The following is a 25,346-nucleotide window of genomic DNA, read 5'->3' on the forward strand; positions in this document are numbered from 1 at the left end:
GAATAATGCTCCAGTTTGTAGATTCCGTGGTAATCCCGTTTTAGGTGTGTTTTATTGAATTCAGCCCGAAAAAGACAATGGCATTTGAAATGAACGTTCTTCTAGTTCGCCCACAAGATCCTTTCAGGATGAAAAGAAGAAAAGGGCCGAAGGGCTCACTTGTGAATGAGCTTACCGAAAGGCACTTATTTCCAGGCCAGTTTTTTCACCTTCTCCAGCAGCAGTTCAGGTTCGTTGGTGGTGATGAAATCTGCTTTGCGCTCTAGGAGCCAGTCCATCATATCTGGGGCATTCACCGTCCAGGAGTTAACGGTAAGGCCGAGTTGATGGGCTTCTTCTATCCAGTGGGGATTCTTCTTCAGAACGCTTTGGTTGTAATCAAACCCGTACAGCTTGTCTTTGGCCAGTTCGGCAGGGGCTTTCTCGCCGTTAAGATAAGCTACTTTAGCAGAAGGCTCCAGTTCCTGTACTTTCCGGCAGATGGCATAGTCAAAGCTGATGTAATCTACCCAACCCTGAGCCTTGTGTTTCTGCACCGTTTCCACCACTTTACGGGCCAGGGCTTGTCCCCGCTCCTTACCGATAGCGGAGGGTTTGATCTCCAGAATCAGTTTGGTTTTATTCTGGTGGAGGCCCGCTTGCAAATACGCATCCAGCGTAGGCAAATACTCACCATTGGGCAGCTTCAATTTTGACAGTTCGGCGGCCGGTGTTTTCTCAATGTGGATGCCGTTTACCTCATGGTCATGGTGTACAAACAGCACCGAGTCTGATGACATGTGCACGTCAAACTCGCTCCCAGCGCAGCCCAAATTAATGGCGTGCTGCAAAGCGCCAATGGAGTTCTCAGTGGCCCCGGTGTTCTTCCAAGCGCCGCGGTGGGCAATGACCCGATTAGTAATGAATTCATCTTTCACTATCCGGAAGGTGTTTTGCTGCCCGTTGCCAGTTTCCAGCACCAGATCAAGCCACTTGGTTTGTGGTTGGGCAGCCGCAGCTTTCTTTACCCGTAGGGTGTTGTCTTTGCTTAACTCAAACTGCTTGGCACTCTCTCCTACCAGTTTCACCTTGGGGGTGGTACCCTTCGGAAGGCCGACAACTTTCCCAACCGCTAAGTTGGTAGCAGAATAGGTGAAGTTAGTAAGGGTGAGGCCAGATTGCGCCATAATTTCACTGCTAAAGAAAACTCCTGCGAACAGAAGAAGGAAGCGTAGTATTTTCATAAATATGGATGCGAATGGAAAAGGTTTTCAGGCTGCTTTCTAAAAAAACAGCCTGAAAACAGGATGATGGATTTAGCTCTCTATAGAACCGGGCGCAAGCAAGCTGGCGGGTTCTTCCTGGTGGTAAGCCTTAGTTCTGATACACCGCAATATCATCAAAGGCCAGACGACCATTCCGTACGGTTGTAGTAGTTGGGCCTAAGCCTACCTTCACAATTCTGAACCGAACAGGTCCTGCAATATCCATTAAGAAAACAGCGGTTTTCTCTGTACTGCTGGCATCGGTGATGGTAGGTCCTGTTTGGGTCCAGGTGGTTCCCTGGTCCTGGGAGTACTCTAATCGCCAGGTACTGGACGGATCATTGTAATACGCGCCGTAGAGCATGGTTACCTTAGAGGCCCCGTTGGGCACGTCAAAGTTCATCTGCACGTAGGCATCAACGGTCAACTGCTGCTGCATCCTGATGCCGTGTTGCCCGGTGAAGCGATCCCGACCTGCGGTGTTGCCTAAAATTGTCTGAAAAAGCTTCCAGGAGCCGGTGGTCACAGTGATGTTGTTGTCAATGGCGGGCATGGTATAGCTGCCTTTGGTTGCTTGCGGCACGGCCTCAAAGCTCTCTGGGAAGCCTTCGTAGATAGGGCCACTAGGATCCTTCACATCTGCGATACTGCGCAACCAGAACTGCACTACCGGTTCTGCCCCGCCCCGCATGATGATGGGAATACCGGTGTAGGAAGCACTGGCATAGATTCTACGGTTGGCGAAAGCAGCGGTAGATTCAGTATGTAATACTACTGTTCTGTCCCCTGCTACCAAGTTCCTGTCACCATTGAAAGTAGCTGTAGCCGCCGGAGTTGGAGAGACGTTACCCGCCACAATCCGCACCAAGGTGCCTTCATATTCCTGGGCATTCTCCACCAGTTCTTCCAGAGTTACTTCCCTTACGTGCACCTTTGCATTTGCCGCCACTTTGGTAATGGCCGTTGGTGCCAAACCCGTAATCTGTAAAATGCCGTTGTTCTGCGTGAGCGTTGTTCCGGTAACATCTACCACCACAGAATCGCCAATGGCGTACGAGGAGGAACTTCCACCCTGCACATTCAAGGTGATGCCTCTGAGTTCGCCCCTGCGGTGGTTTTGTATCACTATATTTGAACCGCCGCCCGGTACGTTCTGGCCTGCCGCATCTGAGATGACCACGCCCAGAATCTGGTGGGCACCCATCATCTGGTCAGGGCCAAGAGTTACATCATTACCCCTGTACATACCGCGTACATCTTCCAGAGAAATGATGGGGCTTGGGGTGCCTATTGCATTGTTCACGTCTTCTTCTAAACACCCGGTAAACACCAGGGCGCATAGCAAGCTGAAAAGGGAAAATAGTTTATTTTTCATGGGTATGATTCTTGAAATGGCACGTGTGTGCGGTTCATCACTTATTCCTGCCACCAGACTTTGGTATTGATGTTATCTGGTCCTTGCTCTGCCACGGCGGCCCGGTAGTTCTCCTGGTTCAATGACTGAACATACAAGGGGTAATTTAAGCGGGCGGGCATTACACCACCGTTCTGTAATCCTGGTCCCTTTGGTAAATTGGGATGTCCTGTTCTGCGGTATTCAAACCACTGCTGGAAATCGGTGAAGAACAGGGTGTAATATTTTTGTAGGTGGATTTGCTCCAGCTTGGTGTTAAAGTCATAAGTCTCATCCCATTTGATATCGGCACTGGTCAGGTAATCGGCGGGAACCGGTACCCCCCAGAAAGTAACCGCGTTGGTCACGCCTCTTTCATAGTAAGTTTTGGCACTGCTGGAAATGAAGCCTCTTATGGCGCATTCTGACAAAATAAACTGCACTTCTGGGTAATTGAGAATATTGCCCAGGCGAGGCTCTCTGGCAAGTTCAGCTTTGTATCTTGATTGGCCTTCGGGAACGCTGGTTACGGGATAACCGCTCTCTATTCCGGAGTAAATACCTTCATACGTGGTGGCCCACAGCGGCAGGCGCGGGTCATTCCATTGCACCAGATTGTTCACGAAGAATTGGCTCAGGGAAGAAGCTCCGTTGAAATCATACGCCCGCCAGTTATGGAAAGTGGTCTGGTACGGAACGGTGCCGGTAAACCTGAGGACAGCAGACTCTTCATTGGAAGCCATGATGGGGTACTCAGCCGGATTCTCCTCTACCATTTCCCGTATCTTGGCCGCGGCTGTTTTTCCACCGACAATAGGTTCTGTTCTGTTGGAAACCCTCAGCAGCAGGCGCAGATACAAGGAGTTCCCGAATTTGCGCCAAAGGGCTGCTTTTCCTCCATACAAAGGATCCATGGTGCCTTGCGCAGCGGTCAAATCTGCTCCTGTCTTTAGGTAGACGTTTGCAGAATCAAGTTTCCGGAAAAGATCAGCGTAGATGACTTCCTGTTTGTCAAACTTAGGCATATACTGCCCAGACCGGCCTTGGATAGCCTCTGAATAAGGCACATCGCCGAAGGTATCTGTGATAAGCGAGTTCACCCAGGCATCCAAGATGAGGGAGATACCCATAAAAGTCTTATTGCCGAGTTGCTCGCCACCGGTGTACATGTCCCTAATGTTGGTAAGTTGGGTGTACCAGTTGTTCCACATGTAGTCCGCCTCGGCGGTACGGATGACGTAGCGGTGAATTTCGTCTGAGTTCACCAGCGTCACGTGCACCTGCATGAGCTCATTGGTGAGGCGCATGGCGCGGTCCAGGTTGCGGGTTACCAGGTCAGTGATGGTGGGGGCCAACAGGTTTTCTGGCAACACATTCGCGCTTTGGTTGGGGTTCTCGTTCATCTCCTCAAACCCTTCGGTACACGAGGAAACCACGCCCAGGCCAACTGCGGCTAAGAGAACAAGGCTGTATAGTTTAAATCGTTTCATGTTCTGTTTCTTCACTGTTTTTCTAAATACAGGCTAAATACCAATGGTGAGGTTAACCCCCATGCTTCTGGTGGCGGGGAACTGCCCCAATTCAAATCCGGGGTCAATGGTACCGTTGTTCAGGGTCCCGAATTCTGGGTCAAAGGCAGGCCAGTGGGTGATCATGAACAGATCACGACCATACACGCCAATGGAAGCTCTCTGTAGTCTGAGACGTTTCAAGAGATTGGCAGGCACATTGTAGTCAATGCGGGCTTCGCGGAGTTTGATAAAATCTGTGCTGAACAGGTTACCTTCCACATTGTCACGGCCGAAGTGCCCGCTGTAGTAAGTCCAGATGTCTTCAGCAATCACATCATTTGGCCGGAAAGAACCGTCTCCCGTTTGAATCACCCCATTCCCGATAATACCGTTGTAGCGGCCCGGAATGGTCTTTTTAAGTTTACCGGCCTCAGCCAGTACCGAGTGGGTAAGGGAATACGCCTTCGCGCCGAACTGTCCGTCAAACAGAACGTTCACGCTAAACTGTTTGTAGCGGAACTGGTTGCCCAAGCTGGCTCTCCATTTAGGCATGGCGTTGCCCAACAGAATCATTTCATCGCCTAGCAGCGGATAGCCGTTTTCGTAGATAATCTGCCCGTCTGGGGCACGCAGGTAGCCTCTTCCGTAGATGTCACCCATGGTTCCGCCGGGGCGGGCTTCTACTGAGCCACGTCCGCCAGGGCCTCTCTGCAACTGGTAGGTCAAAAGGCTGTCGGCTAGCTCCACAATTTTGTTACGGTTGGCCGTGAAGGTACCCGTGATTTCCCAGCTAAAGCCCTGGTCATTTCTGAAAGGAGCTCCGTTCGCCTGAATTTCAATTCCCTGGTTTTGTACTTCCCCGGCATTTAAGGTGGCGAAGTTATAGCCGGAGGCACGGTCAATAGGCACTGGCAGAATCTGGTCAAAGGTTCTGCTGCGGTAGAGGGAGACATCTACGCCTAATCTTCTCCTAAAAAACCGCACATCTGCTCCTACTTCAAAGCTCTGGGTGTTCATGAAGTTCAGGTTGGGATTAGCGATGGTTCCTGGATTAGACAAACCGCCCGGAAAACCGGCTTCGGTGGCGTAGGTGAAGGACGTTTGGTAAGGTCTGGTGGAACCACTACCTACTGCCGCTACAGAACCTCTCAGCTTCACGAAAGAGACCGCCTCTGGCATAGGAATCAATTCAGAAATCACGGTACTGACACTTGCCGAAGGATAGAAGAAGCCCAGGTTACGGTCCACGCCAGGGGTGGCCAGGGTACTGGCCCAGTCCTGCCGGGCGGTCAAGTCCAGGAACAGCCATTCATTATAGCCCAGGGTGGCTAAGCTGTATAAACTGTTCACCGCAAACTCAGCACGGTACGGGAAAGCCAAAGGCACTACCGCACTGTTCGCGAAAGTGAAAATCTGCGGATAGGATAACTGATCTGCCCTTAGTTCATCGCGGTTATAGCGGTTACTCATCCGGCTTCCTCCTAGGGATATACCAAAGTCAAAGCGGTCGCTCACTTCACGCCCGTACCGTAGCAAGAAATCGCTGTTTACCTCCTGAGAGAAGATATTCTGGGTACGGAACATGCCTTGCTTGAACTTCTCAGTATCCATAGGCCGCTGCTGCGAACGGGCCTCATAGGAGTAGTCCAACGCGGTGCGCACCATCAAGCTCAAGTTCTTGGTGAAGTCATAAGTGGCCATCACGTTCCCGGTGATGGAATGCCGGTTAGACTTGTTGAGCATCTCATTGGCAATGAGGTAAGGATTGTCCACCAAGCTGCTGAAGGGATAGTTCTGCAAAACCCCTTCCCTGCCCGGCTGCCAGTATTGCTTCAACCAGTTCAAGTCGGCGTTAGGCACCTGGAACATGAGCCAGTACATCAATGACTGATTGTTGTATCCGGTAGACGGGAGATTGTCTGTGTATTTGTTGGTGTAGTTGATTTTGGTGGAGATGCGCAGTTTATCCGTCACCTTCTGGTTCACCGATAAGGCTACTGTGTTGCGGTTATAGCCTGTGTTAGGGATAATCCAGGTATTCTTGAGGTTTGTAAACGAGAAGCGAGCCTGGGTCCGGTCAGTGCCGCCATCTAGCGTAATACTGTTGGTAAACGTTTTTCCGGTCTGGAAGAAGTCTTTCCGGTTGTTTTCATAGGGCACCCAAGGGGTTCTTTCCGCGCCGGTGGTGCGGGTTACCGGATCATACTGGAAAAACATCTGTCCGTCAAACTTCGGCCCCCAAGCCGAGCTGGTGCTGCGCGTGCTGGGACCGTCTTCCGTGGCCAGAAATGAATAGTAATTATCACCGTTCACGCCTTGTCCGTACTCATACTGGTAATCTGGCCAGCGCGAGATAGTCTCAAAAGCCGTGTTGGAGTTGATAGTCACGCCTATTCCCTTGTCACGGGGACGGCCGGATTTGGTAGTGATGATAATGGCCCCGTTGGCTCCGCGGGAACCGTATAAGGCAGTTGCGCCCGGTCCCTTCAAGACACTCACGCTTTCAATATCCTCGGGGTTAATGTCATTCAAACCAGACCCGAAGTCTACCGGTGATTCGCCCTGCAGATAAGCGCTGCTACCGGTTCCCGTCTGCCGGTTGGTTCCGCCCAGCACCACGCCATCTACTACTATCAAGGCATCACTCTGTCCGCCCAGGTCGTTCTCACCCCGCAAGATAATCCTGTTGGAGCCGGCTGGTCCGCCGCCAGATTTGATTAGGTTCAGGCCCGCCACTCTACCAGCCAAAGCATCGGTCCAGTTATTAGGAAGGGCATTCGTCAGTTCTTCACCCTGTACCTCGGTCACGGCAAAACCTAATGCTTTCTCCTCGCGCTCAATACCCAAAGCGGTCACTACTACTTCCGTCAGTTGCTGACTGTCCTGTACCAGGTTGATGGCAACGTTAGCTGCATCCTGGGTGAAGGTTCTTCTAAGCGAGGTATAACCCACAAATGAGAAAACCACTTCCACTCCTCTTGGGACCTGTATGGAAAAAGTACCGTCATTGTTGGTGGCACCCACGGCGGTTCCGTTGGTGGTAATCACCACGCCCGGCATCGTTCCCATTTCTGAGGAAGATACGGTTCCCGAGATTCTTACCCTTTCGGTTTGTTGAGAGCGTATTGTCGCATTTGTTTGAACTAAAGGCAGCATTTTGCCTGCATTATTGATTCTGTTGCTAGCTTGGTTAGGCAACGCTTTAGCCAGCAGGGCTGGAGATACCTGCTGATTTCTTTCTGTGAGATGAGATTTAGGAAGTACTTGCGCTTGGGTCATTGGCATGAAGGCCAATAACGAAAGGCCCAGAAGTACCTTTTGGGGGAATTGGTTTATCCTCATATTAGGAGGCAGTAAACGTGTTCTCATAGGTGTGTTGTCTGTAAAAAGGGATTGTGCTAGGAGTGTGCGAAGAATAAGTATTGCCACTAGAGTTGGTGGATCGCGTAAAGCGTACTGATGGCCCTAATTCACTACTTTGCCTGAGAATTGGGTACTCTTGCATCTACATGTATTGAACAAAGTTTTTGCTGTACAAAAGTAGTTTGTCTATTCCTGAGAGGCGGTAAAGGAAGCGTTACCTTATTGTGAACCTTTCGTTACCGTAATGTTTTGGGAAGCGCGAGAAGGAGAGTATGCAATTGATTATGAATGTATTTATAAAAAATAGACTGGAAGCGAAGAGCTGTTTTAGAGAGGATTATGCTTCAAAGCTGTGGTTCTTATCCTATAGGGAAAATGAGAACAAGACATATATCGCCCCTTTGATGGGGGATGACAAGGAAGTGGGAAGAGGCAATGATACATGCTTCAGAGAACGTTGAAATGACTCCCGGTAATACCTATTCAGCAGGAGTAATCATCCCCCTACCCCCTTCAAAGGGGGACGGAATGCGTGAGTGTTTTAAGTGGAAAATGGACAGTTGAGAATTAAAGCCTCGAACCCTTATACCTTTCTTGTCTTAGTATCTGTGCCATTTTCTTAAAGCCAAGCTAAAAACGAAAAGCCTTATAAAGCAAATGCCCCACTCTATGGCTGGAGCGGGGCATTACACAACACAAACGAAACGAACTATAAACAAACTAAAATTAACGCTCACACAAATAGATTCAGGAAGTCTTGCTTGCCGTTGAGGTACTCGTAGGCGAAGCCTTCCTCCAGCATCCGCAGCTTGATATTCTCTACATCCTGCGGTTGCTTTACTTCTACCCCAATGAACACGGGGCCTTTTTCTTTGTTGTTTTTCTTGATGTACTGAAAATGGATGATGTCATCCTCGGGGTGCAGCACGCGGTTCACAAAGGTTCTTAAAGCGCCGGGTTTCTGGTTGAAAGTTACCATAAAGTAATGCTTCAATCCCTGGTGCTGCAGAGCGCGCTCCTTGATATCTTCCATGCGGGTGATATCATTGTTGCTGCCACTAATGACGCAGACTACGTTCTTGCCTTTGATTTCCTCAGCAAAGGATTTCAGCGCCGAGATGGTCAAAGTACCGGCCGGCTCCAGCACCACGCCTTCCTCGTTGTACATTTTCAGGATGTCTTCGCAAATCTGGCCTTCGGGCACAAGCACCACCTGGTCCAGCAACTCACGGCATATCTCAAAGGTTAGCTCACCGGGGCATTTCACCGCCGCTCCATCCACAAAGGAATCAATGGTGGTTAGCACCTGCCGCTTGTTCTCTTTAATGGAATTGTACATGGATGGTGCCCCCTGCGGCTGTACCCCGATGAGTTTGGTTTGGGGGCTTACTTGCTTAAACACACTGGAAACACCCGAGGCCAAGCCACCTCCGCCAATGGGCATAAACAGGTAATCAATGGCGAAATCCGCGTCCTTGAAGATCTCCAGCCCTACAGTAGCCTGTCCTTCAATGATAGCCATATCATCGAACGGCGGAATAAAGGTGCTGCCCCGCTCGTCGCAGAATTCCCGGGCGGCTTTAAACGTGTCATCATAGGTGGCACCGGTGAGTACCACCTCCACCCACTCCTTTCCGAACAGCCGAACCTTGCTCACTTTCTGGGCAGGCGTCTGAGCCGGCATAAAGATGTAGCCTTTTACCCCTAGAAGCTGACAGGCATAGGCCACGCCTTGGGCATGGTTCCCAGCGCTGGAGCAGACAATCTCCTTTTCGCGGTCCTCCTGCGGAAGCGTTGACATCTTGTTGTACGCTCCCCTTATTTTGTAGGAACGTACAATCTGCAGGTCTTCCCGCTTCAGGTGAATGTCAGCGCCGTAGGTTTGGGAAAGCCACATATTCTTCATCAAAGGGGTCTTGTAGATGACTCCTTTCAAGTTCTTGGCGGCTTTCTCCACGTTCCCTAACGCCACAACGGTTTCCAGGGGAGCTGTCTCTTTCTGCATGGTAGTGGGTGAAAAGGCTGCTTTCGGGCTGTTATTGTTAAAACAGCCCCAAAACAGGAAATGGGTATTTGGTAGATTCTCCCCTTGAGGATTGCCCAAACGAGAGTTTGAGGCAATCCTCAAGGGGAGAATCATCTTCTAAACTTCCTCGGCAACTTCGGCTTTGCTGCGGAGCTGACGTACTACCGCACCGGTTTGCCATAATTCGGACTCGCGCACTTCTTTCAGTTCGGCTTCCAATTCCTGGCGGTAACCTGGGGTTGAACCGCGTTGGATGGTGCGCTCTGCTTCTTTACCAGAGGCTACGCTGTCATACAGTTCATTCAGTACCGGAAGGGTGGCTTCCCGGAATCTGCCTTTCCAGTCAAGAGCGCCGCGTTGGGCAGTCACAGAGCAGTTGCTAAACATCCAGTCCATGCCGTTCTCGCCTACCAGAGGCACCAGGCTTTGGGTTAGTTCTTCCACAGTCTCGTTGAAGGCTTCAGACGGTGAGTGGCCGCGCTGACGTAATACTTGGTACTGAGCCTCGATGATACCCGCTAAGGCACCCATCAAAACGCCACGCTCTCCGGTTAAATCTGAGTATACTTCTTTTTTGAAATCGGTCTCGAATAAGTAGCCGGAACCTACGCCAATGCCCATGGCAACGGCTTTCTCGTAGGCATGCCCCGTGGCATCCTGGAACACCGCGAACGAAGAGTTCAGGCCACCACCGGCCAGGAACAAGCGACGAAGGCTGGTACCGCTACCTTTAGGAGCTACCAGAATCACGTCCACATCGGCGGGCGGTACAATGTTGGTTTGCTCTTTGAAGGTGATCCCGAAACCGTGCGAGAAATACAGGGTTTTTCCAGGCGTGAGTTTCTCTTTCAGGGTTGGCCAAACAGCAATCTGGCCTGCATCTGATAGCAGGTTGCAGATGATGGTACCGCGCTCGGCTGCTTCCTCAATGGAGAACAGGCTGATGCCCTCTTCAAAACCATCTTGTTTCGCGCGCTCCCAAGAAGGAGAATCCTGACGCTGGCCCACAATCACATTGAAGCCATTGTCGCGCATGTTCAATGCCTGGCCTGGGCCTTGTACCCCGTAGCCAATCACGGCAATGGTTTCATTCTTTAAAAACTCAAGGGCTTTTGCCAACGGGTATTCTTCGCGGGTAACAACGGTTTCTTCTACACCGCCGAAATTGATCTTTGCCATTTTAGGGATTGTTATTGGTTATAAGTTGATTTTCTGGTTTGGTGTTTTAGCCCTGATTTCGAAATAAAAGGGTTAAAACTTCTATTTTGAAAGCTTAACTATGGCGCGGAAGTTACTTCCGTGCCTTCCTGTTCTGGCGTTGCAAGTCACGGAAGTAACTTCCGCGCCATAGTAGTTGTCGATTTGGCCTGTTTTCCTAAAAACAAACCCTAAACGTCTTGTGTAAAAGCCCACTTACATGGTAAACACTTTCTCGCGGCTGTTCAGGAACTCGTTTTCTTTGGCGTCCTGCCCCGGCTCAGCGCGTTCAAACTCCCTTAGCTTGCGGTTGAAGCCTTCGCTGCCTTTGATGATGGCAATGCGGGCGCTGCGCACGAACTCAATTAGCCCGAAGGGCTGCAAAACCTTGATCAGGTTATCGGTTTCCTCGCGGTGACCGGTAGTTTCAAAAACCGTGTAATCTTTTCTAATCACCACGGCCCGTGCCCCGTTCTCACGCAGCAGACGTTCTACTTTGGCTTTCTCGGCGATGATGTCGGTGGGCACTTTGTAGAGGGCCATCTCCTGCCAGATCACGTCTTCATTGGTGTTGTAATACACTTTCAAAACCTCTACCTGCTTTTCAATCTGCCGGACAATCTTGCTCACCACTTCTTCGGTCTCGTTAATCACGATGTTGAAGCGGTGGATGCCTTCAATCTCACTAGGCGAGGTATTGAGGCTGTCAATGTTGATTTTGCGGCGGGTGAAAATCATGGCGATGCGGTTGAGTAACCCCACGTGGTTCTCGGTGTACACCGTGATGTTAAATTCTTCCTTGCCTATGGGCGCTTGCTCACTCATAATCTTATTGGTTAGGCACCGTTATTTTAATCTGATTTCGCTCACGCTGCAGCCCTGCGGCACCATGGGGAACACGTTGTTCTCTTTGGTCACCATCACTTCCAAGAGGAAGGAACCTTTGTGCGCCAGCATTTCCTGCAGGGCTCCGGTCAGGTTTTCGCGCTGGTTGATGCTCCTGCCCGAAATGCCATAGCCTTTGGCAACCTGCACGTAATCTGGGCTGGTGATGTCCACGAAGGAGTAGCGGCGCTCATGGAAGAGTTCCTGCCACTGGCGCACCATACCTAAGAACTGGTTGTTCAGGATCATAATTTTCACATCAATGCCGCTTTGCATGATGGTGCCCAGTTCCTGAATGGTCATCTGAATACCGCCATCGCCAATCACGGCTACCACGGTTCTGTTGGGTGCTCCAAACTTGGCCCCTATAGCCGCCGGAAGTGCAAAGCCCATGGTGCCCAACCCCCCGCTGGTGATGTTGCTGCGGGTGTGGTTCAGTTTGGCGTAACGGCAGGCTACCATCTGGTGCTGACCCACATCGGTTACAATAATGGCTTCGCCTTTGGTAAGTTCATTCAATTGCTGAATCACCTCGCCCATGGTCATCTCATCGCTGGTAGGAAACAACTCCTCTCTGATGACTGCGTCAATTTCCTTTTGCTCAAACTCCCGGAACTTGGCCAGCCATTCGGTGTGCTGTTTGGCTTCCACCAACTGGGTTAACAGCGGCAGGGTTTCTTTGCAGTCGCCCCACACGGGCACGGTAGTCTTCACGTTCTTGTCAATCTCGGCGGGGTCAATGTCCAAGTGGATGATCTTGGCTTGCTTGGCGTATTTGTCCAGACGGCCGGTCACACGGTCATCGAAGCGCATGCCTATGGCAATCAAAACATCGCACTCGTTCGTCATCACGTTGGGGCCGTAGTTTCCGTGCATACCCAACATGCCCACGTTCTGCGGATGGTCAGAAGGCAAAGCACCCGCGCCCATGATGGTCCAGGCAGCCGGAATACCGGTTTTCTCCACAAACGCTTTGAATTCCTGCTCTGCGGAACCCAGCATCACGCCCTGCCCCCACAGCACGAAAGGCTTTTGGGCGCTGTTAATCAGTTCTGCCGCCTGTTCAATGTATTCTTTGCGCACAATGGGCTTAGGCCGGTAGCTGCGGATATGGGTACAAGGGGTATACCCCTGAAAAGGGAATTTCTGCAGCTGGGCGTTCTTGGTAATGTCTATCAAAACCGGACCAGGCCGACCGGTGCGGGCAATATGAAAGGCCTTGGCAATCACCTCTGGAATCTCGGTGGCATCCGTGATCTGGTAATTCCATTTGGTGACCGGAGTGGTAATACCGATTACGTCTGCTTCCTGGAAGGCATCGGTACCCAACAGGTGCGCGAATACCTGGCCGGTGATGCACACCAAGGGGGTACTGTCTATCTGCGCATCGGCGAGGCCGGTCACCAGATTGGTAGCTCCGGGGCCGCTGGTCGCGAACACCACGCCTACTTTTCCTGAAGAGCGCGCGTAGCCTTGTCCGGCATGGATGCCGCCTTGTTCGTGGCGCACCAGCACGTGCTTCAGTTCGCCTTCAAAGTCATACAGGGCATCATAGATGGGCATGATGGCACCACCCGGATACCCGAAGATAGTGTCTACCCCTTCCACTGAGAGGGCGTGCAATAAGGCCTGACCTCCGCTAAGCAGAGTGTCTGTTTCAGGCAAGGCTGGGACTTGTTTCTCTTGCGTTAACATAGGCTTCTTCCTGTAAATCGGTGATACAACCGTGGCTGGCATCGCTCACAGTTTTGATATATTTCAACAACACTCCTCCCTGCACATTCGGCTTGGGTCTTTGCCATTGGCTTCTTCTAAGGGCTAGCTCGGTTTCGTCTACCTGCACATCCATGGTATTGGTAGTCGCATCCAGCACAATCCAGTCGCCGTCTTCTACCAGGGCAATTGTTCCGCCGTCGTACGCTTCAGGGCAGACGTGGCCGATGACGAATCCGTGCGTACCACCAGAAAACCGTCCGTCCGTAATCAGGGCTACTTTATCGCCTAAACCAGCGCCCATAATGGCCGAGGTTGGTTTCAGCATTTCCGGCATTCCTGGTCCGCCTTTAGGACCCACATAGCGAATCACCACTACCTGGCCCGGCTGAATCTTACCAGCCGTAATGCCTTCGTTCAGTTCTTCTTCTGAGTTGAAAACAATGGCGGGTCCTTCAAACCGTAAACCTTCTTTCCCGGAAATTTTGGCCACTGCGCCTTTGCTGGCCAGGTTGCCATACAAAATCTGGATGTGGCCGTCTGCTTTGATGGGGTTGGAAAGCGGTCTTAATAGGTCCTGCTCCTCGCCCAAGGGCTTCACATTTGCCAAGTTCTCGGCCAAGGTTTTGCCGGTGACGGTCATCAGGTCGCCATTCAGCAAGCCTGCTTCCAATAAAGTCTTCTGCACGGCCGGTACACCACCTAAAGCAGAAAGGTCTTCCATCAGGTATTTACCGCTTGGCTTCAGGTCGGCGAGCACCGGAACACGGTTGCTGACCTCCTGGAAATCTTCCATGGTCAGTTTCACCCCGGCCGCGTGGGCAATGGCAATCAGGTGCAGCACGGCGTTGGTAGAAGCACCTAACACCGTAATCATGACCAAGGCATTCTCAAATGCCTCGCGCACCAGAATGTCACGTGGTTTGATGTCTTTTTCTAATAATTGCAGGATATACGCTCCGGTATCCAGTGCTTCCTGGTTTTTCTCTGCGCTTACTGCCGTGGAGGAAGAAGAGAATGGAAGGCTCATGCCTAACGTTTCAATGGCCGCAGCCATGGTGTTGGCCGTGTACATTCCCCCACAAGCACCCGGACCAGGGCACGCATTCCGGATGATGCCTCTATAGTCTTCGTCAGAGATAGTGCCGTTCAGTTTTTTACCATAGGCTTCAAAGCAAGACACAATGTTCAGCTTCTGGCCTTTGTACTCCCCACCTTTGATGGTACCACCGTACACCATCAAGGACGGGCGGTTCAGACGCGCCATCGCAATCAGCGCACCCGGCATATTCTTATCGCAACCCACCACGGTAGCCACGGCATCATAGTAGTGCGCTCCCGCCATGGCTTCAATAGAGTCAGCGATCAGCTCCCTAGAGACTAGGGAAAAGCGCATCCCGGCGTTGCCGTTGGTGATGCCGTCGCTCACGCCAATGGTGTTGAACCGGAGCCCTACCATGCCGTTGGCCTGCACGCCCATTTTCACGGCATCGGCTAGACCATTGAGGTGCATGTTGCAGGTGTTCCCCTCAAAGCCGGTAGAGCAGATGCCCACAAAGGGTTTGCGCAAATCGGCTTCTGGGATACCAGACCCGATGAGCATTGCCTGGGAAGCCGGTAAGCTGTCGTCTTTGGTGTAGATGCCGCTGTATTTATTTAAAGCCATGGTGCGTAATGCAGTGTTTTTGAGGTTTTTTTGAAAAAAAAAGAGCCTTTCTATCGGGGGCTAGAAAGGCTCAAAAGATTATAAGAGACCGTTCCTACCCACCTTGCGGCAGAGGACAAATGACAAGAAGGGAAATACTAAATCGGTGTCGCATGTGGGCGGTTCTCAATCTTGTTACTGTTTTAAGCCTGTTTTCTAAGAAACAGGCCTAAAACACTTTATCCATTTCATCTCTGGCGCGAGTCTCTGGACTCGTGACATGGGATGAGTGGAGTCTCCAGACTCCACTTTTTTATCATCCGTTTGTGGTTCCCGGCGAGTCTGGAGACTCGCGCCAGTTGAACCAGTTGACGCTTTTCTGTTTTAAGCTTGTTTTCTAGAAATAAGCCTGAAAAACGTTCTTTTAGATGATAGTGCTTATGCCTATTTCAATGTTCTTCAAGTGCCGGAAACTCTCCCCGCCTTCCTGCACATAGTTGGCAATGAAAGCGCCAACTTGCTCGGTGGTAAAAGGATGGTCAGCTCTGAGTTCAGGGGTCAGCACGTTTTTGTCTAAGGTGTAATCCACGGCCTCTTTCACTAGGGCTGCCTCATCCAGCATCCCGAAATGCTCCAGCATCATGGCCACCGAAAGAATGGTGGCGATAGGGTTAGCAATGCTTTTTCCTTTGGCCTGAGGATAAGAACCATGGATAGGCTCAAACAACGCGGCCGTCTCTCCTACTGACGCCGAAGGCAACAAGCCTAAGGAACCGGCAATTACAGAGGCTTCGTCTGAGATGATGTCCCCAAACATGTTTTCCGTCAGGATTACATCAAACTGTTTCGGGTTCAAAATCATCTGCATGGCGGCGTTGTCCACGAACAGGTAATCGACGACCACACTTGGGTATTCTGGGGCTATCTGCTGTACTACTTCGCGCCACAGACGGGAGGTTTCCAGCACGTTGGCTTTGTCTACCAGCGTCAGTTTATTGCGGCGGGTAGTAGCGGACTGGAACGCCAGGTGTGCGATGCGCACAATTTCTTCTTTGGAGTAAAAGCAGTTGTCGTAGGCGCCATCTGCGGTACGGCCTTTCTCCCCGAAGTAGATGCCGCCGGTCAGTTCACGATAAATGAGCATATCTGCGCCTTTGATACGGTCTGCTTTCAAAGGAGAATGCGCCAGCAATACATCGTAAGCCGTTACCGGACGGATATTGGCGAACAAGCCCAAAGACTTTCTCAGGCGCAACAAACCTTGCTCCGGACGTACTTTAGCGGCGGGATTGTTGTCATATTTAGGGTCACCAATAGCACCTAACAAGATAGCATCAGCCTCAAAGCAAGCTTGAAGCGTGGACTCCGGTAATGGATCACCAGTAGCGTCAATGGCGCAGGCCCCCATTAACTGCACATCCAGTTCAAACTGGTGCCCAAAACGCTCAGAAACGGCCTCTAATACTTTGATTGCTTCGGTACAAACTTCCGGTCCAATTCCGTCGCCGGGTAATACGGCAATTCTTTTCGTTAATACGCCCATGGTCTGCTCCTTTCGTAGTTTTCTATCGCTTCTTTCTGGTTTACTAAAAAATCAATGTCATCATAGCCATTGATCATGCATTCTTTCTTGTAGGCGTCAATGGCAAACGGTACGCGCTCTTCCCACACCGGCACTTCTAATTCCTGGTTCACCAGGTTCACCACTAACGTGGTTTGTGGGTCTTGCTCAATCTGGGCAAACAATCTTTCCAGCACGTCATCACTCACCTGCAGCGGCAACAAACCATTGTTCAAGGCATTGCCTTTGAAGATATCTGCGAAGAAACTGGAAATCACTACTTTGAACCCGGCATCATGGATGGCCCAGGCAGCATGCTCCCGGCTGGAACCGCACCCGAAGTTCTTACCGGCTACCAGAATCTGTCCGCTGTAACGCCCATTGTTCAGCACGAAATCTGCTTTTGGCTGACCTGCGTTGTCAAAGCGCCAATCACGGAACAGGTTCTCGCCAAAGCCTTCGCGCGAAGTGGCCTTTAAAAAGCGGGCCGGGATAATCTGGTCAGTGTCTATGTTCTCAATCGGGAGCGGAACTGCCGTTGATTTCAGTATCTCAAACTTTTCCATTAGTTCAGGTATTGGGTGATGTCCACAATCTTTCCTTCCACGGCTGTGATGGCGGCTACCAGCGGACTGGCCAATAAGGTGCGGGAACCGGGTCCTTGGCGGCCTTCAAAGTTGCGGTTAGAGGTAGAAACGCAGTAAGCACCCGCCGGAATCTTGTCTTCGTTCATGGCCAGACAGGCGCTGCAACCTGGCTCTCTTAGTTCAAACCCAGCGGCCGACAACACTTTATCAATGCCTTCTTCAATGGCTTGCTTTTCAACCAATTTAGAACCCGGTACAATGATGGCCTCCACGTGCGGCGCTTTTTGTTTACCCTGCACATACTTGGCTACTTGGCGCAAATCCTCAATGCGAGAGTTGGTGCAGGACCCGATGAACACGTAATTTATCTGCTTGCCCAGCAACGACTCACCTGGTGCAAAGCCCATGTAGTTCAAAGACTTGCTATAGCTGGCCTGCTCACTTACCGGAACATCGGTGGGGATTAGCGCGTCAATGGCCATGCCCATACCTGGGTTGGTGCCAAACGTAATCATGGGGGCGATATCCTGCGCATTGAAAGTGTATTCCTTCTCAAACGTAGCGCATTCCTCGGTGAACAAGGTAGACCAGTAGGTAACGGCTTGCTCCCAACGCTCGCCCTGTGGCGCGAAAGGACGACCTTTCAGGTAGTCAAACGTGGTTTGGTCCGGGGCAATCATGCCGCCGCGGGCTCCCATTTCAATGCTCATGTTGCAGACCGTCATACGGCCTTCCATGCTCAACGCCCGGAACGCGCTACCGGCGTATTCCACAAAGTAGCCGGTGGCACCACCGGTACCAAGTTTGGAGATCACGTACAGGATGATGTCTTTGGCAGTTACGCCTGGTTTTACCGCTCCTTCTACCGTGATGCGCATGCTTTTTGGTTTGCTCAGCAGCAAGGTCTGGGAGGCCATTACCTGCGCCACCTGGCTCGTACCAATTCCAAAAGCAATAGCTCCGAAAGCCCCGTGGGTAGACGTATGACTGTCGCCGCACACAATGGTCATGCCGGGTTGGGTTAAGCCCAGTTCCGGACCGATGACGTGCACGATGCCTTGGTGCTGGTGACCTAGGCCGTACAGTTCAATGTTGTGCTTGGCGCAGTTCTCGGTTAGCTTATCTACCTGGAAACGGGAAAGCGGTTCCTGAATAGGCAGATGCTGGTTTTTGGTGGGTACGTTATGGTCGGCGGTAGCCACCATCTGCTCTTTGCGGAACAATGGCAATCCACGCGCTTCAATCTCGTCAAAGGCCTGCGGGCTGGTAACTTCATGTATCAGGTGTTTGTCAATGTAAAACACATCTAATCCCGCCCCCGGAATGGACTTCACTACGTGGGCGTCCCAAATCTTATCTAATAATGTCTTTGCCATTGTTGTGTTGTGTTCTCTATTTGCAACCTGGTTGGGCACGTGCTATTCCCTCTATCTTTCGTTTCTACCGCTCGCCCACAAGTTCCTTTCAGGATGACAATTACTATTTATTCTGCTTAGTTAGCCGAAACCAGGTTATCCTGCTCCACCATCAAATGGAGGTCTTCGTCTACTACTTCTTTTTTTCTATCGGCTACCTCTAAGAAGGCGGCGTACGCTTTGTCTAAAGACGATTTTTCCAGCTCGTAGCCCAGCTTCTGCATGCGGTACGCCAGGGCAGCGCGGCCGGAGCGGGCGGTTAACACAATGGAAGAATCTTCGGCGCCTACTTCTTTGGGGTCGATGATCTCATAGGTTTCGCGGTGCTTGATCACGCCGTCCTGGTGAATGCCGCTGGAGTGCGCGAACGCGTTAGCGCCCACAATGGCTTTGTTAGGCTGCACGTGCATGCGCATCATGTGCGACACCAGGTGCGAGGTTTCGGTGAGCAAGCGGGTGTTCACGCTGGTGTCAAGGTTCAGGTACGGGTGCTGCCGGAGAATCATCACGACTTCCTCCAGGGCCGTGTTCCCTGCGCGCTCCCCTACCCCATTGATGGTGCATTCTATCTGGCGCGCACCATTCACCACGCCCGCAATGGAGTTAGCCGTAGCCAAACCCAGGTCATTGTGGCAATGTGTAGACAGCGTCACGTTCTGCACGCCGCGCACGTTTTCATACAGATATTTGATTTTCGCCCCGTATTCCTCGGGCAGGCAATAGCCGGTAGTGTCTGGGATATTCAGCACGGTTGCGCCGGCTTTGATAACCGCTTCGCAGACCATGGCCAGGAACTCGTTATCGGTGCGGCCGGCGTCTTCGGCGTAGAATTCCACGTCTTCCACAAAGCTTTTGGCGTATTTCACGGCCCAGACGGCGCGCTCAATTACATCTGCCTGCGTAGTGCGCAACTTGAATTTCACGTGTGATTCTGACGTACCAATGCCGGTGTGGATTCTGGGATAACGGGCCAGTTTCAGCGCCTCGGCGGCCACCTTGATGTCATTTTCCACGGCGCGGGAAAGTCCGCACACGGTGGCTTCCTTGGTTTGGGCCGCAATGGCCTGGATGGCGGCGAAGTCGCCGGGGCTGGAAACCGCGAAGCCCGCCTCAATCACGTTTACCCCCAGAAGTTCCAGTTGCCGCGCAATGACCAACTTCTCTTCCATGTTCAATTTGCACCCGGGTACTTGTTCCCCATCGCGCAGCGTTGTATCAAATATTTGTATCTTCTGGGCTGACATCGTTTATTTGGCTACTTGTTCTGATACAAAGAAGCGCGTACTAATACGGAACCGAAAAACTATTTTTGCCTCTTCTACTATTTCTAACGCCTCGATTTAAATATACATCATACTGAAAATCAATATTTTAACATCTTTTTAATTACAATGCCTAACCAAAATATTGACCCTATTTTTCAGCTGATAAAATCTTTAACCCCTTCGGAAAAGCGGCACTTCCGGCTTTTTACTAACCGAAGCAACTCTAGTGAAGACCTCAAGTTCCTGCAATTGTTTGACGCGCTGGACCAGCAGGAAACCTTGAACGAGGCCCAGATTCTGAAGCAGGTGCCCAGCATTAAGAAGGCGCAGTTGGCTAATTTGAAGAACAACCTCTACAAACACCTGCTTTCCAGTCTTCGGGCGTTCCACTCGCCCCAAAACCTGGACATTCAATTGCACGAGCAGCTGGACTACGCGCGGGTATTGTACAACAAGGGCTTCTACCAGCAGAGCCTGAAAATGCTGGAAAAGGTGAAAGTGACGGCGCTGGAATATGAGTTGCCCCACATCGCGCTCACGGCCTTGGACTTTGAGAAATTAATAGAGTCTCAATACATCACGCGCAGCTTGCAGGGCCGGGCTGAGGATTTAAGCCAAGAAGCCACCGCGCTCTCTTCGCACCTTTCCCAGATGCACCAGCTTTCCAACGTGGCCTTGCGCCTCTACGGACTGTACCTGAAAGTGGGCCTGGCCCGAAACCAGGAGGACTATGATTACATTTCGGGCTTCTTTCAGGAAAATCTGCCTAAAATAGACTTTCGGCAAGCCGGATTTTATGAGAAACTGTACTACCACCAGTCGCATGTATGGTATTACCTCATGATTCAGGATTTTAAGGCCTGTTACCGGTACGCGCAGAAGTGGGTGGATTTGTTTGACGAGTACCCGCACATGAAGGAACGGCGGCCCGTGCTCTACATCAAAGGCATGCACAACCTGCTCAACTCACTCTACAACCTGCTGTACTACTCTAAATTTTCCCGGGTACTACAGCAACTGGAGGAGTACGCGGCCGATACTTCGCGACGGACTAACCCCAACGTGGAAACAATGCTGTTCCTCTACATTTACACGAACAAGATAAACGCCTACTTTCTGGAGGGCAAATTCACCGAGGGACTGCAGGTGATTCCGGGCGTGTTGAAGAACCTGGAAGGGTTTCAGGCGCAGCTAGACCCGCACCGCATGTTGGTGTTCTACTACAAAATAGCCAGTCTATACTTTGGCTCCGGCGATTTCAAGAAAGCCATTGAGTACCTGAACAAGGTCATTCATCACCGCAACACCAGCCTGCGTGAGGATCTGCAGTGCTTCGCCCGTATCCTGAACCTGATTGCCCACTATGAGGCCGGTTACGATGACGACACCCTGGATTACCAGATCAGGACGGTGTATCATTTCCTGGGTAAAATGGACAACCAACAGCAAATGCAGGTAGAGATTTTCAAGTTTCTGCGCACCGTGGGCAACATTGCGCCTTACCAGGTGAAGGAGGCGTTTAGCAACCTCAAAGAAAAGCTCATCGCCATCTCCCAGAACCCCTTTGAGCGTCGGCCCTTCCTCTACCTGGATATTATCTCCTGGCTGGAAAGTAAGATTGAGAACGTGCCCGTGCAGGATATCATGCGCCGTAAGCACGGCAGGTTGAAGTAAGGAGACGTTTCAGGGCCGGTTTGGGGAAATCGGGCTTGAAATAGATTAGTTTCTTACTGGCATATCAATTTCCTTCCCTTTGCCGCCTGCTTCCTGTTTTTTGGGTTTACTGCTAGCTTGAGCGAAGGCATGGTGCTTGTAAGGGCGAATTAGGCAGTTTCTGTAGGCTCCATGTACTGCTGCCAGTTTACTATTAGCACTTTATCTTCCTGAGGCAGCAAAAGATACCCGTAGTCATAACAGAAATAGTAGTGATTTCCCTGCTTGGTACGGTAAATATGGGTGAAATAGTGGAAGTTGAAACCAGCCAAAGACAAAACCTGCCGCCGGATGGTAGTCTTGCCCACCGGGCTTGCCTGCCGTAATAGCTGTCGGTTGCGCCGCAACACTCTATTGACATTCCTGATGAGCAGCTCGCCCTCCTCGGTGAGTTTACGCACGTTGGCAGCCGTGGCCCGGCATTGGTCAGAACAGAACCGTTTGTCTGCCCGGCCTGTCATGGCTTTGCCGCATTGTGCGCAGGTTTTTTCTTTGTCTGCCATGGCAATGGTAGTTATCCGTAAGTTTACGTATAGTTGCGTATCTATACGTGTAATAAACGGCTAAGATACTGAATACTCGTAGTTTAAGGGCATGAGAAAGCCAAGCGTACACCAGCCCACCCAGCCCATTCTTTTTCTTAATACCCTGGAGCACGAGGGCAGAAAATTCATCAAGATATGGTACAAGGGTATGCCTTTCATCACCAAACGCCTCAAAGAAGCGCCCTGGATTAAATACAGCACTATTTACAAGTGCTTTGTGATGCATTTCACGCCGCAGGCTATTGAGCAGACGCATACCCATTTCAAAGGATTGGCCCTGGTAAACACCCGCTACCTTTATCGTGCCAAACGGCTAAGCCCCACCGGCACCACCGCGGTACTGGCATCTGGTCCGGCTCCTACCCCTCTGCAGAAAACCGAAGACGCACCGGTCATTAAGGTACAACCTCTGCAACTAGATGACGGCCAAACAGTACTTGCCCTTTTCTTTAAATACTCTATTCCTCTTTATTCCCTCCTGAAAGCCTGCCCGGCAGTACGCTGGCTTCCGGCCCTCAGATGCTTTGTTCTGGTGAACGGCCATGAAAGCCTTAAGAACCTACAGCTAGCGCTGGAAGGACAGGCTTTTCTTTGGTTAGACCAGGGCCTGCACGTAAAGGATGTAAGTCTCCTGCGCCAACTCTGGGAACAGACCTACCAAAAAAACACTGGTTTCCTGAGCTGCCCCCTACCCTACCTGGAGAAGCTGTTCCTGCTCAACTACTCTTTGAACACTATTAGAACCTACCATAGCCTGCTGGTGCGTTTCATGAACAGCTATGTGGGCAAAGACCTGGCGGCTATAAACGCTTTTACGGAGGAGGAAATGAACGCCTACCATCGTGTAATGGTACAAACCAGTACTTATTCCTGCTCTTTCGTGAACCAGAGCATTAACGCTATCAAGTTCTACTACCAGCGCGTGCTGTGCAGGCCAGAGGTGCAGTTGCGGGGCGTGGAGCGGCCCGAGAAACCAGACCGGCTGCCGCAGGTGCTGAGCAGGCAGGAGGTGGCCAGGTTACTCTCCACCACAGCCAACCTGAAACACAGGTGCCTGTTGCAACTGCTCTATTCCGGAGGCCTCAGGATAGGAGAAGTCATCAATCTCAAGCTCACTGACATTCAGTCTGCCCGCAACCTCCTGCTGATTAGGGGCGGCAAGGGCAAAAAAGACAGGACTACCCTCCTTTCGCAGCGGCTTCTGGAAAGCCTGAGACAATACTACAAGGCCTATCGGCCGAAGGAATGGCTCTTTGAGGGACAGTTTGGAGGCCAGTACACCGTAGAAAGCACCAGAAATGTGTTTAAACTGGCTATGGAGAAAGCAGGCATTAAGACGAAGGCCACTCCCCACACACTAAGACATTCCTTCGCCACCCACTTGCTGGAACAGGGAACGGATCTGCGTTACATCCAGACCTTGCTAGGCCACAAGTCCAGCAAAACCACCGAGCTATACACCCATGTCACCTCCTACGCCCTAGACAAAATCACTAGTCCGCTTGACAGTTTATAAAATTTACTTACCTTGGAAATATGCCGCAGCTCTACTAGCCGAAAACCTGTATCAAACACACGGCTTGCCAAAAAGCACCATTTCCACCTACGCACATAGTGCCGATAAACGTAAGTGGTACGTATATACAATAGTTAGCCAAAATTTAAAACATGAAGAACCGCTCTTCTCGCTTTGCAGAAAAAATTATCGGCAAGAGTAGCAAAAGCGGGAAAGAAAAAAATCTGGGAAAAGTTTGAGTTAGCTTCTCAAATGTTGGGAACGCCGCCCGACTTTAATCAGCAGAAGAGGAATTGACGTTGCGTTTGAGCAGGAAGAATTTATCTGCAACGCGTGCAGTCCGACTTCCTGAACGCGTTTTCGGCCTCGTTTTCGTAAATGAAGCCAAAAACGGACGGACAAAATAGAATTCTCCGAGAAGCTGTTTTGGGGCTTATTTCAGAAAAACAGGCCAAAAACAGAAAAAGCAGCAGAATAAAAGAAGAAAAACTTTGGCTAACATTGTATAAACGTCAGCTAGGCCGACGGCCGTCGCCGTCGTTTACACGAGGCCGTTATGGGTAATTTATAAAAATGAAAAAAATAATCTTTGCGCTTTTAGTTTTGGTGGCTGCATCTTGTGGCAGAAGCGATAATGATAAGAGCACAATATCAGTTGAGGCAAAAACAGGCGATATACATTCAAAAAATACTTCTACGACAAACACAGAACTCTTCAGGGAATTCTTAAAGAAGTTCAGCACTATTGGGCTTCCATACGTCTTCAGGGAAACTAGCGAAACTAGTGCGGATTACAATGGCTTGCAGAAACTGGACAAGAACTCGATTGATACTTTGTTTGCGAAGGCAGAATTCTTCGATGAAACCTACTGTTTGGGAATGCTCTCGGACACTTCCAGTTTCTACGCCTTGATTTTCCTGCAACCCGCCTCAGAGCATTACCCCGTTTTAGCGACTTATACCAAAGAAGGGAAACTTATTGGGCAAAAAGACCTAATAAATGGCGCATGCGGCTCGGATTGCGGACTGGTTGAATGTACAATGACAGGAATAATAAAGAAAGACCTTTCAATCCTCAGCGTAGATAGCATCCGATACGAATACTCTTGCGACACGCTTGGCAATCCCATTCCCAACAGCGGAGAGTTGATTGTTATCAGAAAGAGCGGGAAAGTGCAGGAGAACGGGGAAATCCTAATCGGCAAAGAGAAAAGAACCGAAACAAAAACTAACCCATAACAAGGTGCATAAGCCATGCTACGGCCGACGGCCTTGCACGCCTCATGCACTAGACGTTAGCCAAAATTCATAGAAATAAAAGAGATGTGTTATTCCGTTTACATAGGCACGACAGAGAAGCAAGAAGTAGGCAAATTCGTGCCCAATGAAACGGACATTTACTTTGAGGAGCTATCAGAAGAGGAAGAAAAAGGTATTCGACCAAAGTTTAAGAACCCATTCCTCTATTATGTCGGTTCAGACACAAATTGTTCATGTGGATTGGTATTCGACTCGGAAGAATTCGATAATCCAGATGAGCAGGACAACAAAAAGTCGCCGACTAAGCTACTGGAATTTATAAATGAGCGGACTGACAAGGAAGATTTAGAACTCTACTGCTGCTGGGAAGGAGAATGGGACAACCCAATAGAAGATAAAATTGAACTGGACATTAGAACAATATCACTTGACAAGAACTACTTTGGCCCTGTTTTAAAGCAATTCATAATATTCAAGAAAAAGTAAAAAGAACTTTGGCTAACAATG

Annotated in this window: 18 protein-coding genes; 4 read left to right on the forward strand and 14 right to left on the reverse strand. The window is 50.6% G+C overall.

Translation table 11 applies throughout. The features are described 5' to 3' along the window. Positions 1-185: 185 nt before the first annotated feature. The 13 genes from ACY0JR_RS12465 to ACY0JR_RS12525 all read right to left on the reverse strand — a co-directional run bounded on the left by ACY0JR_RS12465 (position 186) and on the right by ACY0JR_RS12525 (position 19,784). A complete protein-coding gene (locus ACY0JR_RS12465; protein WP_462634425.1) occupies positions 186-1,166 on the reverse strand; it encodes a glycerophosphodiester phosphodiesterase in 981 nt (326 codons plus the stop codon). A 187-nt stretch (positions 1,167-1,353) separates the two neighbouring features. Continuing rightward, a complete protein-coding gene (locus ACY0JR_RS12470) occupies positions 1,354-2,619 on the reverse strand; it encodes a DUF5689 domain-containing protein (protein ID WP_462634426.1) in 1,266 nt (421 codons plus the stop codon). Positions 2,620-2,660: 41 nt separating this feature from the next. Further along, positions 2,661-4,127 carry a SusD/RagB family nutrient-binding outer membrane lipoprotein gene (locus tag ACY0JR_RS12475; protein ID WP_462634427.1) on the reverse strand — a complete coding sequence of 489 codons (1,467 nt, stop codon included), beginning with the start codon at positions 4,125-4,127 and terminating at the stop codon, positions 2,661-2,663. A gap of 33 nt (positions 4,128-4,160) precedes the next feature. Beyond that, positions 4,161-7,517: a SusC/RagA family TonB-linked outer membrane protein gene (locus tag ACY0JR_RS12480; RefSeq protein WP_462634428.1), complete on the reverse strand. Its 3,357-nt coding sequence runs from the start codon at positions 7,515-7,517 to the stop codon at positions 4,161-4,163. Between the two features lie 727 nt (positions 7,518-8,244). Next, positions 8,245-9,516, reverse strand: a complete 1,272-nt coding sequence (gene ilvA / locus ACY0JR_RS12485) for a threonine ammonia-lyase IlvA (protein ID WP_462634429.1) — start codon at positions 9,514-9,516, stop codon at positions 8,245-8,247. Positions 9,517-9,654: 138 nt separating this feature from the next. Further along, the gene (gene ilvC, locus ACY0JR_RS12490; RefSeq protein ID WP_462634430.1) at positions 9,655-10,716 is read right to left on the reverse strand and encodes a ketol-acid reductoisomerase; all 1,062 of its coding nucleotides are present in this window, start codon (positions 10,714-10,716) and stop codon (positions 9,655-9,657) included. Positions 10,717-10,950: 234 nt separating this feature from the next. Then, positions 10,951-11,559, reverse strand: coding sequence for an acetolactate synthase small subunit (gene ilvN / locus ACY0JR_RS12495; RefSeq protein ID WP_462634431.1), 609 nt, complete (start codon positions 11,557-11,559; stop codon positions 10,951-10,953). A gap of 21 nt (positions 11,560-11,580) precedes the next feature. Next, entirely contained in the window at positions 11,581-13,314 is a 1,734-nt protein-coding gene (ilvB, locus tag ACY0JR_RS12500; protein WP_462634432.1) for a biosynthetic-type acetolactate synthase large subunit, read from the reverse strand. After that, the gene (gene ilvD, locus ACY0JR_RS12505) at positions 13,277-14,998 is read right to left on the reverse strand and encodes a dihydroxy-acid dehydratase (RefSeq protein ID WP_462634433.1); all 1,722 of its coding nucleotides are present in this window, start codon (positions 14,996-14,998) and stop codon (positions 13,277-13,279) included. The genes ilvB and ilvD overlap by 38 nt, the downstream gene beginning before the upstream one ends. Before the next feature lie 403 nt (positions 14,999-15,401). After that, a complete protein-coding gene (leuB, locus tag ACY0JR_RS12510; RefSeq protein WP_462634434.1) occupies positions 15,402-16,520 on the reverse strand; it encodes a 3-isopropylmalate dehydrogenase in 1,119 nt (372 codons plus the stop codon). After that, entirely contained in the window at positions 16,508-17,104 is a 597-nt protein-coding gene (gene leuD, locus ACY0JR_RS12515) for a 3-isopropylmalate dehydratase small subunit (RefSeq protein WP_462634435.1), read from the reverse strand. Before leuD ends, leuB begins: the two co-directional genes overlap by 13 nt. Further along, complete coding sequence (leuC, locus tag ACY0JR_RS12520; protein ID WP_462634436.1) at positions 17,104-18,501, reverse strand: 3-isopropylmalate dehydratase large subunit; 1,398 nt, start codon at positions 18,499-18,501, stop codon at positions 17,104-17,106. The genes leuD and leuC overlap by 1 nt, the downstream gene beginning before the upstream one ends. A gap of 116 nt (positions 18,502-18,617) precedes the next feature. Continuing rightward, complete coding sequence (locus ACY0JR_RS12525; RefSeq protein WP_462634437.1) at positions 18,618-19,784, reverse strand: 2-isopropylmalate synthase; 1,167 nt, start codon at positions 19,782-19,784, stop codon at positions 18,618-18,620. Between the two features lie 147 nt (positions 19,785-19,931). Between ACY0JR_RS12525 and ACY0JR_RS12530 the strand changes: the two genes are divergently transcribed. After that, positions 19,932-21,479 carry a hypothetical protein gene (locus tag ACY0JR_RS12530; protein WP_462634438.1) on the forward strand — a complete coding sequence of 516 codons (1,548 nt, stop codon included), beginning with the start codon at positions 19,932-19,934 and terminating at the stop codon, positions 21,477-21,479. Positions 21,480-21,628: 149 nt separating this feature from the next. On the opposite strand, the gene ACY0JR_RS12535 is transcribed toward ACY0JR_RS12530, so the two are convergent. Next, positions 21,629-22,021: a hypothetical protein gene (locus ACY0JR_RS12535; protein WP_462634439.1), complete on the reverse strand. Its 393-nt coding sequence runs from the start codon at positions 22,019-22,021 to the stop codon at positions 21,629-21,631. A 91-nt stretch (positions 22,022-22,112) separates the two neighbouring features. Between ACY0JR_RS12535 and ACY0JR_RS12540 the strand changes: the two genes are divergently transcribed. The 3 genes from ACY0JR_RS12540 (at position 22,113) to ACY0JR_RS12550 (ending at position 25,325) form a co-directional block, all read left to right on the forward strand. Then, positions 22,113-23,579 carry a tyrosine-type recombinase/integrase gene (locus tag ACY0JR_RS12540; protein WP_462634440.1) on the forward strand — a complete coding sequence of 489 codons (1,467 nt, stop codon included), beginning with the start codon at positions 22,113-22,115 and terminating at the stop codon, positions 23,577-23,579. A gap of 573 nt (positions 23,580-24,152) precedes the next feature. Beyond that, positions 24,153-24,818, forward strand: coding sequence for a hypothetical protein (locus ACY0JR_RS12545; protein WP_462634441.1), 666 nt, complete (start codon positions 24,153-24,155; stop codon positions 24,816-24,818). A gap of 84 nt (positions 24,819-24,902) precedes the next feature. Continuing rightward, complete coding sequence (locus ACY0JR_RS12550) at positions 24,903-25,325, forward strand: hypothetical protein (RefSeq protein ID WP_462634442.1); 423 nt, start codon at positions 24,903-24,905, stop codon at positions 25,323-25,325. Positions 25,326-25,346 lie beyond the last annotated feature (21 nt).

Source organism: Rufibacter sp. JT3400010 (assembly GCF_054956755.1).